The sequence below is a fragment of the Candidatus Vesicomyosocius sp. SY067_SCS001 genome (genome assembly GCF_014706615.1).
Lineage (GTDB): Bacteria > Pseudomonadota > Gammaproteobacteria > PS1 > Pseudothioglobaceae > Ruthia.
This window is the reverse complement of the sequence record NZ_CP054877.1, coordinates 79,014-94,824: the sequence shown is the minus strand read 5'-3', so window position 1 is coordinate 94,824 and position 15,811 is coordinate 79,014. Positions and strand designations below refer to the sequence as shown.

The following is a 15,811-nucleotide window of genomic DNA, read 5'->3' as shown; positions in this document are numbered from 1 at the left end:
CTTAAAACATCTATCTTCAAACTACTTAAACCAAAAAATCTTTTAATTCATTCGGATACAAGTTAAAAAACTTATTTATCTAAATAATAAGTTAACTCTAAATAAATCATCACTCATAGTAGTTCATAAAAAATGATTGATTTTAGTAAAAACTAAAAATATGCTCGATAAAAAACCTAGCACTATTCACTTTATCCACCCAATATTTATTACAAATTACTGACAATGCATTTAATAAAAATATTACTAAGTATAATACTATTAAGTATAAACTTATCATAAGTGAAATGGTTTTAGAAAAACTAAAAAATTTATTAAAAACCAATATAAAAACCGTTAAATCATGTTCTCCGTATTGGTTATAGCTTATATATATTTAGTCGAAAAACATAATATGAATTTCATATCAACTAAGCAATATTAAAAAATAAAAGAAAAAAATATTTAGCTAATTCTAATCAATTCTTGTACTGCTGGACAATATAAAGCACACCTTACCTCCATTGAATAACATTCTGATAAAGCATCTTTATAAAATAATAATTGATGGCTATGTTTAATTTTTTGCCTTTGTATAAATTGTACTATTGACTCATTATTTGCTTGTCTTTCAGTTTTAAAATCAATAACCCACAAAGTACCTTTATCAATAAATAATCTATCAATAATAATGTTACGTTTATCATTAATAAATTCTACTTCAACCTGAGTTGATACCCTTTGTTTAAACAACCACGAAAAATATTTATCTTGCTTCGTTAAATTAAGCATATTAATAATAAAGTCTATAGAATCATCTATATCCATATTACCAATACCGTATTCAACTAATCTTAGTCTTATATTTTGCCTATCTGGCACGAACAATTCATCTGCATAATATTGATGTAATAAAGTACCAAGTAAGCTTTTATATTGCAAATCAACATTAAGCTGAAAGTTCATTTTTTTCTTACTTCTATCAGGCAAAATATTATATTCTATAGGCTTAATATAACGTACTAACTCTGGCGCTCGGATGGGTTGTTTATTATCTTCAATAACTGATGGCTTGATCTGGTTAAACTGGTTTTGAAATATAGGTTCTAATAATTTTAAAAAAGTATTTCTAGTAGCTTGATTACTTTGACTTAATGTTGCTAATAAATGAATTTTATATTTTGCACGTGTCATAGCTACATACAATAAACGCATGGTTTCAAACCTATCTTGTTGTGATTTAATATGCTTTAAATAAACATAAGTACAACTATCATTTAATTGTGTATAAGATCTTATCGGCGCTAATAATAAAGACTGATTACTAAATTCTTGTAAGTGAATGATAGGTGATTTATTATTTTGTGACATTCTTCCCAACCCAGGAATAATCACCAATTCAAATTCCAAACCTTTCGCTTCATGAATAGTCATTAACTTAATTCGTGCATTCAATACATTCACACTAGGTGTATACAATTCATCTAACATTTGATTAATAGTTTCAATATCCAACTGTTGCTCAAACTCACAGTCATAAATAATTTGCAAGAACTGCATTTTAATCATAGACTGTTTAACAGATAAAGAATTTGGAGGGACTAATTGATTAATTGCAAATTCAAGTACTTGAGTAAAACTAAATCTAGATTGTTGATTAACAATATCACCTAAAACATTGGCAAAATTATCCACACGAATACGTCCATCTGAACTCAGATCTTGTAATATCTGATCATCCCGAATAAGATCAAAGATAACACGTTCATTATTTTGTGATAATACAAGTAAATCTTCTAACAACAATCCGCACCAAGGAGCTCTTAAAATAGCTAACCAAGCAAGTTTATCACCTAAATATATTAATGCACGAGTTAAGCTAAGCAAATCACGGGTAAATAAGTCATCTTTTAATGGAAGTATTTTCACTGCATTAAATTTAATGTTAGCCTGCTTTAAAACAGGCACAATATTATTTAAATGTGAACGATTTCTAACTAAAATAGCAATCTCTTTTGTTGGATTATTCTGAATGATTTTTAATACTTGTTGTGCCTCAAAATCATAACGTTTATATGCAAATGGATAAAAATTAATAGCTCTTTTACTTTTATCCGTAGAATAAGCCTTTGAATAATCATACTTAATTGCGCCCTTATAAACCTCTTCCTGATTAGGAAATATCTTTGAGAATATTTTATTATTTCCCTCAACCACAGATTGAGAGGAACGAAAATTAGTACAAAGTTGTAAAAATTCAGGCTTAATATTAGCAATTCCTCGTGCTCTAACCTGCAAAAATAAACCCACCTGAGATTGCCTAAATAAGTAAATAGACTGCATAGGATCACCTACTAAAAATAGTGTTTTTCCATCACCTGAGTGCCAGTTGGCAATTAATTTTTCTAATAAAGAGAACTGTATAACTGAGGTATCTTGAAACTCATCAATCAAAATATGCTGGATTTTATTATCCAAGAATAACGCTATATCACTGACATGATATTCATCTAAAGCCTGATCTGCATCCAAGGAGACTTGAATAAAATCATGCGTTTGGTTAACATCAAATAAAATTTTCAATTGAGAAACAGCCAACTTTAATACTTGTGCAATATCTTGCAGAGCATTAATTTGATCAGTTGAAAAATTAATATCAGGTAATTGTTCAACACCTGCTAATAACTCTCTTAATTGTTGATGACTAGACAAGGATTGAAATATTTTGATAATAGCACGTTTTTGCATTTTTAACTCTGTAGGAAAACCATTATTTTTATTCAATGATGAACGCCACTTGCCTTGCACAGTCAAACATAACCTACTCAAATTTTTCCAAACTTCTAGCGATTTAATAGTGGCATCTGGAACGCCTTTAATCTGAGCAAATTCTAGCTTAGAATTATATTCTAACAATTTAAAAAAAGTTGGATCAAAATAATATTCTACTTCATTTTTTAACAAAAATAAATGTTGAATAATAACCTTTTCAGAACTTAACCGCAAAGTTTCAATATTAAGCGTACCATCTTGATACAATTTCAAAATCCACTGATCTCTTTTAGCCAACATATCCGTAACCAACTGATAAAATCTATCAACATTATTATCCAAATATAAAAGAATCGACTCAACACTATCTTGATATTCAAGTTCATCGATCGCTAATAAAGTTTGCTTAGCGGCCTGAAAATACATACAATATCGTGCCCAATTTTGCGATATAACTTTCTTAGGCACTAATTGATTTTTACTTGGATAACGATTGGTAATCAAACTTGACAAACTATCAATCGTTAAAATCTTAAATCGCTCAGGTGTGTTTAATAATTGCCAATCAAGCGCCTTAGATCTTTCTAATACTTGAAAAGCTAAATCATAAATAATTTGTTTATGTGGATCTTTTGGTCGATTTCCTTGAGCCAATCCTAATGATTCAATCACTCGAGTGGTCAACTCACTCACCGCTTTTTTAGTAAAGGTCATCACAATCACACTCTCAGGCGAAGTGCTGACTAATAATAATTTCAAATAACGTTGCGTTAATAACTCTGTTTTCCCTGAGCCAGCAGGCGCTTGAATAATAAAAGATTGACTAACGTCTAATGCTTGTCTCCTTTGTTTTTGATCATTCACATTGAATTAGGTGTGCTAATTCCCAATAAATTTAAACCATTCGCCAATATTTGCTGAACTGCTGTAATGAGCAATAACCTTGAATTCCTCAATTTATCGTCATCTACCAAAAACTCACTATTATTGTAATAGCTGTGAAAATATCCAGCTAATTTACGTAAATAACAAGCTAATACGTGTGGCTCATAATTAAGTGCAGATGACTGTAAGATATCTTTATAGCGATTAAGTTCTTTAATTAATAAAATTTCTAACTCATTATTTAATACTAATAGATCAATATCTACCATAACAGGATTACCTTGTTTTAAAACTGAACAAATACGTACATAAGCATATTGAATATAAAATACTGGATTCTCATTACTTTTTGATTTGGCTAAATCTAGGTTAAAATCCATGTGCTGTGTTGATTTATGCAAAATATAAAAAAAACGTGCTGCATCATTACCCACTTCTTCACGCAATTCCTTTAAAGTAATAAACGAACCACTACGGGTTGACATAGAAACCTTTTTACCACCCCTAAAAAGATTAACAAACTGTACCAATAAGATTTCCAACTTATCAGGATTATAATTAAGCGCCTTAATTGATGCCTTCACCCTTGCGATATAACCATGGTGGTCAGCACCCCAAATATTAATAATCCTATCATAACCACGTTCAAACTTTCCAAAATGATAGGCAATATCATAGGAAAAATAAGTATGTATTCCATTATCACGAACTACAACACGATCTAAATCATCACCAAAATCAGTAGTTCTAAACCAAAGAGCGCCTCCTTTTTCATAAATATATCCTAAATCTTGTAATTTTTTAACAATTTCTTTACTCAAGCCACTATCCACTAAAGACTGTTCAGAAAACCACTGATAATATTCAACACCAAAATCAGCTAAATCAATCTTAATATCACTCAAAATACTATTAATCGCAAAATCAAAAACTTTTCTATAATCACTTCCTAATTGGGACTTACAATTAGCAATCAAATCATCAATATATTTTTCCTTGTCGATACTATTTTTTTGAACCTTCCATTCGGATGTATCTTTACAAGTATTAGTAAAAATATCAAGTTTTTTGACACCACTAATTTTTTTAGCAATATCAAAAATATAATCCCCTTTATAGCCGTTATCTGGAAATTGTTTAGTTTCAACATAGCGTAAATAAACCGAAATCGCCAAAATATCCATCTGCCGACCTGCATCATTCACATAATATTCACAATCAACTTTAAAACCTACTGCACGTAGAAGATGAGCAATCGCTGCACCATATGCTACACCACGACCATGTCCTACATGAAGTGGGCCTGTTGGGTTAGCAGAAACAAATTCCAATAAAACTCGTTGTCCCATACCAATATTAGACAAACCATAATTCCCACCTTGCTTAATAATATCCTCTACCACTAAAGCGTTCGAACTCTGCGACATAAAAAAATTAATAAAACCAGGACCTACAATCTCAATCTTTTCCACATCAACAGAGTCTGGAAAATTAGCTTTAATTTTTTGTGCCAATACTTTGGAGTGGCACTGCGCTTGTTTAGACAATAACATCGCAATATTAGAAGCAAAATCTCCTTGAATTTTATCTTTAGAATGATCAATACGAATATTCTCAGGTATACTTTCAAGTATATTATTGTCGATTAATACTTCTAAAGATTGTATTAGCAATTGTTTTAATCGTTGTTTCATAATTATCTTCTGTACTTTCTGAATGCAAAAAATAATCGCTTCAGCATTCTTTTGCTATCAATTCTACTTTATGTGTTAAATTTATAAACCATGAATAATCCTTCCAATATTATGCATTATAAACATTAGATAAACTACAAAGAAATAAGCAATACAATACAATAGAAAAAATTCTAAATATCCAAATATATCGATACCAATTTAAGCAAAAATTATTAATATTTTTAAAGTTATTTTATCTGAAATGGTAGTATTTTTACTCATTTTAATTGATTATATATATTTTTTTATATCTTTGACGTAAAACTGTCATTCTTGTAAATGATAATTATGATTTTACCTCAAAACCTTTTCGGCCTATAACTCTAAAAATTCACCTTCTAAATTAAAATAATTATTTGATTTAATAAATAAGTCAATCTATATTTTTACAAGAACCTTGCTAATTTACTATTTTTTTTACAAAGGAGTATAACAAACATAAATGACTGATTAAAATCAAGAAACAACATAACAAAATAAAACTTGTAAATTAAATCATTAATGTGCCTCTTTCCAAGAGCTGCCAATCCCTACATCTACTTTAAGAGGAATATCCAATAAATAAGCATTGGCCATTAAAGCTTGTATTTTACGGGAAAATTCATCAGCTTTTGACGCACTCACCTCAAATACCAACTCATCATGTACTTGCATAATCATTCTAATATCTGGATTATCTTGTCCAATCCATGTATAAACATCAAGCATGGATTTTTTAATTATATCTGCTGAAGAACCTTGCATGGGAGCATTAATAGCAGTTCTAAGTGCATGTTGTTGTAACATTTTATTTTTGGCATTAATTTGTGGTAAATACAAACGTCTACCCATAATAGTTTCAACATAACCTTGTATTTTTGCAATTTCTTTGATATTGTCTATATAATGTAGCACACTAGGATACTTATCAAAATAAGTATCCATATATTGCTTTGCTTCTGTTCTAGATACACCAATTAGCTTTGCTAATCCAAATACACTCATACCATAAATCAAACCAAAATTAATCACTTTAGCGCGCCTACGATATTCTGATGTTACTTCATCAATTGGTATATTAAACATAGTTGATGCGGTTTCGCTATGTATATCTTTATCATTATTAAAAGCTTCTAATAAGTTTTGATCTTTGGACAATTGTGTCATAATCCTTAATTCAATCTGTGAGTAATCAGCGGAAATAATAACATTGTCTTTACCTGTAATAAATGCATCACGAATACATGAACCTTGTTTAGAGAAAATAGGAATATTTTGCAAATTTGGATTACTTGATGATAACCGACCTGTAGCAGTTACTACCTGATTATAAGAAGTATGAAGTCTATGCGTATTTAAATCAATCTTACTTGGAAGTACTTCAAGATAAGTAGAATTAAGTTTCACTAATGTTCGATAACTTAATATTAGATCTACCACCGGATGGTCTAAAAGTTTTAAAGCCTCTTCATTAGTAGAAGGTACGCCTTTAGGCGTTTTTCTCAAAGGAATTAGGCCTAAACCTTCAGACTCAAATAAAATTCGTTGAATTTGTTTAGGAGATTCAAGGTTAAAAACATTGCCTGCCAGTTCAAATACTTGATTCTGAATATCCTCCATTTGTTGCGTAATATCTAACTGCTGAATACTTAGTACGTTCGCATCTAATTCAACACCATTACGTTCCATGCATAATAAAACTTTAATCAATGGCAATTCTAGATTCTGATACAATTTAACTAATCTAGGATATTGAGCAATTTCTTCATCTAAAATATGATTTAATAAACTTGTAACTATCACATTTTCACAAACATAAAGAAGAGCAATTTCCACATTAACTTGATTAAAAGTAACTTGTTTTTTACCTTTACCTAATATATCATCAAAATGAATGGCTTGATAATTCAAATAATATTCACTCAAATCATTCATATTATGCCTTGTAGCAACTGAATTTAAACAATAGGATTTCACTATAATATCATCACTAATGCCTTTCAAATCAATTTTATAATTAGATAAAATATGTGCATCGTATTTTAAATTTTGTCCAATTTTACTAATAGACACATCCTCTAAAATTGGCTTTAGTTGATTAAGCACATTATTAAAATTCAACTGCTTTGGTACATCTAAATAATTATGACCAACAGGCACATAAAAACTATCCTTATTAATTAAAAATACCCAACCAACAATAGAAGCATTCATATAATCTAGAGAAGTAGCTTCTAAACTAAATACAAATGTCTTTAAGATTTTAAGACGACCAACTATTGTATTAAATAGATCCAAATCTAATACTAATGTCTGTGAATAACCTTTAAGAATATCAACCGAATTATTAATTCCTGTATCTGTTCCCATAACCTGAATACTTTTTTGCTTTAATACAGACACATTATCTAATTGTTTTAACCACATAAAAAAACCATATTGCTGATATAAATCAGCCAATTTATCAATATTTTTCACTGGATCATCATATAAAATATTACAAGGCAACACTACATCAAATTTAAGCTTAACTAGTTGATAAGATAAATCTAAAAGATCAAAATTATCACGTAGTTTTTCACCCACTTTTCCTTTAATCTGCATTGCATTTTCCTTGATTCCTAAGATATCACTATAAATTTGTAGCCATTTAATAGCTGTTTTAGGACCAACACTAGGTACACCAGGAATATTATCTATACTATCACCAGTCAAGGCTAAGAGATCTAAAATTTTCTCTGGTGCAACACCAATTTTTTCAATCACACTTTGGCGGTCATGCAAAATACCTTTCATATCTAATTGCGAAATATTCGTACCCACTAACTGCATTAAATCTTTATCACCACTTGCAATAATAGTCTTAATATTATTTTGATTAGCATAACAGCTTAAAGTAGCAATTACATCATCTGCCTCAACCTTGGACACACATATAAGATGAATACCCATGGCTTGAATCATCTCATGCAAAGGTTCAATTTGAACCACCAATCCACTATCAGTTGGTTTTCTATTCGCCTTGTATTGTGGGTAAATATCATGCCTGAAATTTTTACCTCTCGCATCAAATATAATAATTATTCTAGCCTCTTGGTACTTCCTTTGAAGACTTTTTATAGCATTAATAACACCGAACATAGCACCTGTAGGAAATCCATTTTTATTAGTTAAGTTCTGCTTTAACGTAGAAAAATAAGCTCTGAATAAAAAAGCAGAGCCATCCATTAAAATTAGTTTATATGGCATAAAATTCCATGTTTTATCAATTTTTAAACACAAAGACGATTATACGTATAAAATAAAAGCTAGTCAGTAATCCTTATTACTCCATGTCAGAAATCCTTATTAGTGCGAATCATATTAGTCTTAGCCATAATGGTAAAAAAGTGCTTGATAACGTTAGCTTTGAATTAAAAATAGGAGAATTCATTACCTTAATTGGCCCAAATGGTGCTGGAAAAAGCTCATTAATTAAAATTCTACTTGGGCTAATTACTCCTGACAATGGCAAGATTAAAAAATCTAAACATATCAGACTAAGCTACACACCACAAAAATTCATTCCTAATGAGTTTATCCCAATTTCAGTGGTTGATTTTCTCAAACTTAACCAAAAAATTGACGCCAAGTTCTTAAAAAATACAACCACACTCACAGGTATTGAAAAATTACTACATTTAGCATTAAAAAATTTATCTGGTGGTGAAATGCAACGTGTACTACTAACACGTGCCTTACTTGCAAAGCCAAATGTCTTAATCCTTGATGAACCTACTCAAAACCTTGATGTAAGTGGTCAAATACATCTCTATAAACTCATTCAAGATATTCATAAACAACAAAATTGTTCTGTACTTATGGTATCACACGACCTTCATAGAGTAATGAAAGAATCAACCCAAGTCTTATGCCTATACCACCATATTTGTTGCATAGGGAGACCAGATACTATTTTAAAAGATGCGCAATTTAATGATCTATTTGCTGACCAAATAGATGAACTAATGGCTACTTATGAACATCATCATAATCATGAACATAAGTATTAATAATAACAAATAAAAGGAGGTTCATATTTTGAAAGTATAGTCCCACTTATTTCATTTGTTATTATTATTATAATTGTCATAGCCAACACCAACGATCATGGTATTTTTAATAATTGTTTTTCATAACCTACAACAATAGTTAAACCATTCTAAATAATTGAATCCATAATAATGTTTTTTGTAGTCAATAAGTTTACTGTTTATAATGAAAATATCTATTAGATTTTATCAGACTTAGTATTCAATATTTATTTAGCTTAATATATTCAGGTTTTCTAAATTTATTTTATCCTGATATGGATAAAAATTATGGTTGTATTTCATTTTCAATAGCAACAATTTTATTAAGATTGTTGCTATTGAAAAAATTATTTAATTATTATTTTGATAACAATAAAAAAAGTGTTGATAAATTCTATATCGCTTTAAATAAAAGAAATAGCAAAAAGCGATACCAATAAAGAGCAAAAAGCGATAATTTATAAATACTCTTAAATGTAAATCAACCATAGTAATACATATTATTATTAATTCAATCTTTTAAGATTTTTATTAAAAGAATTTAAAAGAAGAATCTATTAACTAATTACAACCTAATAAAATTGAAACTATTGAGCAAATAATTTTTTAGAAGCTCTTTGCACTAATCCCTCTTTAACCACTTCAACCACCAAATCCCAACGTCCTTTTAAAGGTAATATTATATATGCTTGGTATTGATCAATTCCTTGACGAAATACCATATTAATAGAAAAATCGTGTTCTTTTTCTAAAGGACGATAAAAATATGCTATAACCAAAGCATCTGACAAAGTCTTACCATGCTGTGTACTATTAACCGTGTAAATTTGTTTAATATTATGAGTTACCGCTTCTGGAGTGACAAGATTTAATACCCAGCCAAGCTCTGCTAATTGATTTTTGTGATTTAATGTTATTGCATAGCGTTGACCACTTGAATACGCATCTTCTACTACCAATCCTGGATGAGTTTCAAGTGCAATAATAATTCGATAGACAGTTGCGCCCACTAAAATAATAAAAAGTATTAGCATAATCATCATTATTGGACTTTTATGAATACTCATTACATACTCTTAGACGTAAAAAATAAAGTTTTATATTCTAAAGTAACCTGTTCGCTTTTAACCACAAATATAACATTATTATCAGAACCTACATCACTTTCTAAAGCTATTAAATAAACATAAATAGATTTAACATTACCACTTGGAATCATCACTGTCTTGAACGATTTTTTAGATTTTAGATTTTTAATTTTACTGCTAAAACTAATACTAATTGGCATAATTTTATCTGTCTTATTCATAACTTTAAGTTCGTATTTATTGCGAATAGAGCCATCAGAAAGCTGTACAAATAATGGTTGTCTATCATGTAGTACTTTTAAATCCATTGGTACAAGATTTAAAATACCATAAACCAATATTGATAATGCCAAAAATAATACTGAAGCATAAATAATAACCCTTGGGCGTTTATAAAACACCTTAACTGGCTTATTAGATTTCATCTCAGCTAAGGAGGTATAGCAAATCAAACCTTTAGACTTGCCAACTTTTTCCATCACTAAATCACAAGCATCAATGCATAGCCCACAAGTAATACAACCATATTCTTGGCCCTTTCGAATATCAACACCTGTTGGACAAACAGCAACACACTGATGACAATCAATACAATCACCAAAACCTTTGACAAACTTACCTTTCTTAAGTCTGCCACGACGCTCGCCACGATAATAATCATAAGTTGGTAAAATGCTCTGTTCATCAATCATAGCCCCCTGAATACGCGCATATGGACAAATCCACAAACAAGTTTGCTCTCTCATAAATCCAGCAAATACATAAGCACCAAATGAAATAATAGCAGTGATAACCATAGTTGTAGAGGTAATCTCACCCTTAACATAATCAGTCCAAGTAACACCAAAATACAACATCCAAGTAACACCAGAGAAAAGTGCAATTGCTATCCAAATAGAGTGTTTTACTAACTTGAGTCTAAGTTTATTAAAACTCACTGGTTCTTTATCTAATTTTAGACGTTGTACTGGTGTACCTTCAACCCATTGCTCTATTTTGGTAAAAATATCTGTCCAAATTGTTTGAAAACAAAAATAACCACAAAATATCCGACCTAAAACAGCGGTCATTATTGCAAGTAAAATAGACAAAAATAGTAATACCATAGTCAACATCCAAATATCTTGTGGGAAAATAGTAATATTAAATAAGTGATATTGCCTGTTATCTATATCAAATAAAATAGCCTGTTTGTCGTTCCAAGTAAAATATGGGCCCATAAAAAATGGCACCCAAACAACAATAGCTAACCATTTTAAATTACGGAATTTTCCATTCATACGTTTTGCATGAATGGTTTTATCTCCTAGATTCTGCACCCATAACTCACCATCTTCATATAAATTTTCTACTTGGATTTTCTTATCTTTCATCTTTTACCTCTTTATAGGAGGAGTTTTATATTTTAAGTATCATATCATTAATCCTAATTTTTTCTTAATTTTTATCAAGAAATACAACAATTTACATCTACCACTTATCAATAATGCATAATTACTGATATAATTCTTAATTTATTGAGGTAGAATTTAACATGAAAAATATTATTGAAAAAGCCTTTAAAGATAGAGCTAATCTTAATCCACAAACAGTCAATATAGAAGTAAAACAGGCCGTTGCTGACGCCATTCATTTACTTGATTCTGGTAAAGCACGTATTGCACAACAGAAAAGTGTAGGTGATTGGAAGATTAACGAATGGCTGAAAAAAGCAGTCTTGTTATCTTTTAGATTGGAAGAAAATATACCTATGAAAGGGGGGTTCACTCAATACTTCGATAAAGTACCTTCTAAATTTGCTAACATGTCAATAGATGAATTCAATAAAGCTGGTATACGTATAGTTCCACCAGCAAGTGCGCGATGCGGATCTTTTATTGCTAAAAATACAGTAATGATGCCAAGTTATGTTAATATTGGTGCTTATGTAGACTCAGGCACAATGATAGATACTTGGGCAACAGTGGGATCATGCGCTCAGATCGGTAAAAATGTACATCTATCAGGAGGGGTTGGTATCGGTGGAGTATTGGAACCATTACAAGCAAGTCCGACGATTATTGAAGATAATTGTTTTATCGGGGCTAGGTCAGAAATCGTAGAAGGTGTGATTGTTGAAGAAGGTGCTGTTATTTCAATGGGTGTTTATATTGGGCAATCCACAAAAATATTCAATCGTAAAACAAATAAAATCACATATGGACGTATTCCTGCTGGTTCAGTAGTTGTACCTGGAAACCTACCAAGTAAAGACGGTACTTATTCACTTTATTGCGCAGTTATTGTTAAACAAGTCGATGCAAAAACACGTTATAAAATCGGTATAAATGAGCTTTTACGAGGCATATAAGAAACCAATAAACCTTCTTTGATTTTAATACTAAACTTAATCTTATATTTATTCTGTAACTAAGTTAACCTACACAAAACTAAGATTTTTATGAATACTAATATCTTTTTTTGTTGCTATTTTCTTTAAATACCTGCCAATTACTATTAATTTAACAATAAGTACCTTCTCAGTAATATAACTTTAATAATGTTTAATATAGATACCAACTGTACTGTCTAACTAAATTAATATCATAAAAATTAATCATATCTTTAAATCTATACAACCTATACAAAGTCAAACAACCTTATAATTAATATGAATCTTACAAGATTACAAGTATCAATCAAGCTTAATTTATTTGACCAGTCAAGAATTACCATCTACAAATTTTTTAGTATTATTTAATTCATTAGAATATCTATAATACAACAGATAACATAATCCCTATAAAAATTACCATACCTATATAATTATTATGTAAAAATCCGTGTAAATAAGAATAATTATCATTATTTTTAATCAAATATTGATGATAAATCATTAATAATACAACTAAAAATAACGTAACATTATAAGAAATAGTCAAATTAAAAACATTTGATATTTTTATCAAAATTAGCAAAAATATAATTTGTAAAATTCCAATGATTAATCTATCAAATTTTGCAAATAAAATAGCACTTGATTTGATCCCAATTTTTAAATCTTCTTCTCGATCAGCCATGGCGTACATCGTATCATAAATTACTGTCCAAACAACTGTTGCTGCAAATACATACCAAGCAGTAATTGGAATCTCATTAAGGGTTGCTGAAAAAGCCATTAATACACTCATCGCAAATGCTAAGCCTAACACAAATTGTGGAAAATAAGTCCAACGCTTAGTAAATGGATACAAAATTGCTAATAACGCCGCAATCATAGCAAGTTTGATAGTTAGCCAGTTAGTTAATAATACCAATAAAAATGCCAACATAATTAATAATACAAAAAAATTAAGTGCAGATCTATGATGAATTTCACCTGAGGCAATAGGTCTATGCTTAGTACGTTCTACTAGTTTATCAATATATCTATCTGCATAATCATTAATCACACAACCTGCTGATCGCATTAAGACAACACCTAAAACAAAAATTAATAATAATTTTAAATTAGGGAACCCCTCTGATGCCAAAAATAACGCCCATAATGTTGGCCATAATAATAAATAAATACCAATTGGATTATCCAAACGCATTAGACGTAAATATGCCACAAAAGAAGTACTCTTAAAATTAAAACTCATAATCTAACTAAGAAATCTTCTAATTCAACCGGCAAAGGTGCATTCACTTTTTGAATATCACTAGTCAATGGATTAATAAAAATAAGTTGATTCGAGTGCAAAAATAATCTTTTTAGGCCTTTGAATTTTACTTGCCTGTCAAATTCTTTATCTCCATATTTATTATCATAAGCAAGCGCATGTCCAGCGTACTTTGCGTGTACACGGATTTGATGAGTACGACCAGTTTCAATGCTAATATTAACCAATGAAGCAGCAAAATTATCAGTACTAAAATTTTTAAGTGGATGAAAATGACTAACTGAATATTTACCTTTAGCATCTACCTTTGTATATCTTGAATTATTATATAGGGGTGCATCAATAGTATGTAATTTTTTTGACCACACCCCTTTCACCAAGCCTATATAATTTTTTTCTATGGTATGTTGGTTCAGTTGCTCATGCAAATTTTTTAACACTAGACGCTTTTTAGCAACTAACAGAACCCCAGAAGTAGCGCTATCTAATCGGTGTACCAGTTCAATAGGTTCTTTATACATTTGCCGAAGCGCTTCAATAACACCAACATTAACACCAGAACCACTATGCACCGCAAGGTCACTTGGTTTATTAATAATAAGTAACCCTTTGTCCTCATATAAAATAGAATTGGTTAATATTTTTTTTAAACCATATGAAGTATGCATAAACTTAGTTGTAGACACTTTAATTGGTGGAATACGAACTATGTCGTCTAAGTTTAATTTATATTCTGATTTTTTTCTACCTTTATTAACACGTACTTCGCCTTTACGAATAACTCTATAGATATGAGATTTAGGAACGCCTTTAAGTGTTTTAAATAAATAATTATCCAAACGTTGACCCTGTGAAAATTCATCAATAGTTTGAAAGATAGTATTCATGTTAAAAAAAGTTGTTCAAAATTACTTGTAGTTGTACAAGCGATGTCATTAATACTCACACCACGAATTTCAGCTAACTTCTCAACAACATAATAACTATAAGCTGGTAAGTTAGAAGCGCCTCTATAAGGCATAGGTGTTAAATAGGGAGAATCAGTTTCAACTAATAATTTATCACTTGGTACTTTTTTTGCAACTTCACGTAAATCTTTAGCGCTTCTAAAAGTGATAATACCAGAAAAAGAAATATAAAAACCTAAATCCAATGCCATCTGAGCAGTTTCCCAATCTTCAGAGAAACAATGCATTACACCTTGTTTGGCTTTTTCCTCTTGCATAATCTTAATAGTATCTTCTTTGGCATTACGTGTATGAATAATCATTGGCTTGCCTGATTGATTCGAAGCTCTAATATGCCGCCTAAAACGATTTCGTTGCCAATCAGCTATTGCTTTTTCAATATGAAAATAATCTAAACCAGTTTCTCCAATAGCAATAACCTCTTCATAATTTGCTAATTTTAAAAGCTGACAAATACTTGGATCTTTGCCTTTTGTATTAACAGGATGTACACCAACTGAAGCATAAATTTGGGGGTACTTTTTCGCCAAAAATAGTACTTCATCAAAATGTTCTAAATCAATACACACACACAAGAATTTTATAACAGATAATTCTTTGGCATGAGCGATTACACTCTCAATATTACCACCAAAATTAACAAAATCTAACTTATTAAGATGACAGTGCGAGTCAACTATTTGCATA

At 30.0% G+C, this 15,811-nt stretch carries 10 protein-coding genes; 2 read left to right on the top strand and 8 right to left on the bottom strand.

What is annotated here, in order from left to right; translation table 11 throughout:
- Positions 1 to 444: 444 nt before the first annotated feature.
- From HUW60_RS00415 to polA, 3 genes are all read right to left on the bottom strand, one after another.
- Positions 445 to 3,615 (bottom strand): UvrD-helicase domain-containing protein, encoded by a 3,171-nt coding sequence (locus HUW60_RS00415; protein ID WP_190600488.1) that lies wholly within the window; start codon positions 3,613 to 3,615, stop codon positions 445 to 447.
- A complete protein-coding gene (gene argS, locus HUW60_RS00410; protein WP_190600487.1) occupies positions 3,612 to 5,330 on the bottom strand; it encodes an arginine--tRNA ligase in 1,719 nt (572 codons plus the stop codon). Before argS ends, HUW60_RS00415 begins: the two co-directional genes overlap by 4 nt.
- 540 nt (positions 5,331 to 5,870) lie before the next feature.
- Positions 5,871 to 8,600, bottom strand: coding sequence for a DNA polymerase I (gene polA / locus HUW60_RS00405; RefSeq protein ID WP_190600486.1), 2,730 nt, complete (start codon positions 8,598 to 8,600; stop codon positions 5,871 to 5,873).
- Positions 8,601 to 8,683: 83 nt separating this feature from the next.
- On the opposite strand from polA, the gene HUW60_RS00400 reads away from it, so the two are divergent.
- Positions 8,684 to 9,403, top strand: coding sequence for an ATP-binding cassette domain-containing protein (locus tag HUW60_RS00400; RefSeq protein WP_190600485.1), 720 nt, complete (start codon positions 8,684 to 8,686; stop codon positions 9,401 to 9,403).
- 608 nt (positions 9,404 to 10,011) lie between these two features.
- Here the strand turns inward: HUW60_RS00400 and HUW60_RS00395 are convergent.
- Positions 10,012 to 10,491, bottom strand: a complete 480-nt coding sequence (locus HUW60_RS00395; RefSeq protein ID WP_190600484.1) for a FixH family protein — start codon at positions 10,489 to 10,491, stop codon at positions 10,012 to 10,014.
- On the bottom strand, positions 10,491 to 11,885 hold the full coding sequence (gene ccoG, locus HUW60_RS00390) for a cytochrome c oxidase accessory protein CcoG (RefSeq protein WP_190600483.1): 1,395 nt from the start codon (positions 11,883 to 11,885) through the stop codon (positions 10,491 to 10,493). The genes HUW60_RS00395 and ccoG overlap by 1 nt, the downstream gene beginning before the upstream one ends.
- A gap of 161 nt (positions 11,886 to 12,046) precedes the next feature.
- Between ccoG and dapD the strand changes: the two genes are divergently transcribed.
- Positions 12,047 to 12,862: a 2,3,4,5-tetrahydropyridine-2,6-dicarboxylate N-succinyltransferase gene (dapD, locus tag HUW60_RS00385; RefSeq protein ID WP_190600482.1), complete on the top strand. Its 816-nt coding sequence runs from the start codon at positions 12,047 to 12,049 to the stop codon at positions 12,860 to 12,862.
- Positions 12,863 to 13,265: 403 nt separating this feature from the next.
- Here the strand turns inward: dapD and ubiA are convergent, their stop codons facing one another.
- Genes ubiA through HUW60_RS00370 form a run of 3 tightly spaced genes read right to left on the bottom strand, consistent with a single transcriptional unit; the run spans position 13,266 to position 15,810 of the window.
- A complete protein-coding gene (gene ubiA / locus HUW60_RS00380; RefSeq protein ID WP_190600481.1) occupies positions 13,266 to 14,135 on the bottom strand; it encodes a 4-hydroxybenzoate octaprenyltransferase in 870 nt (289 codons plus the stop codon).
- On the bottom strand, positions 14,132 to 15,043 hold the full coding sequence (locus HUW60_RS00375; protein WP_190600480.1) for an RluA family pseudouridine synthase: 912 nt from the start codon (positions 15,041 to 15,043) through the stop codon (positions 14,132 to 14,134). Before HUW60_RS00375 ends, ubiA begins: the two co-directional genes overlap by 4 nt.
- Positions 15,040 to 15,810 (bottom strand): TatD family hydrolase, encoded by a 771-nt coding sequence (locus tag HUW60_RS00370; protein ID WP_190600479.1) that lies wholly within the window; start codon positions 15,808 to 15,810, stop codon positions 15,040 to 15,042. Before HUW60_RS00370 ends, HUW60_RS00375 begins: the two co-directional genes overlap by 4 nt.
- Position 15,811: the final 1 nt, after the last annotated feature.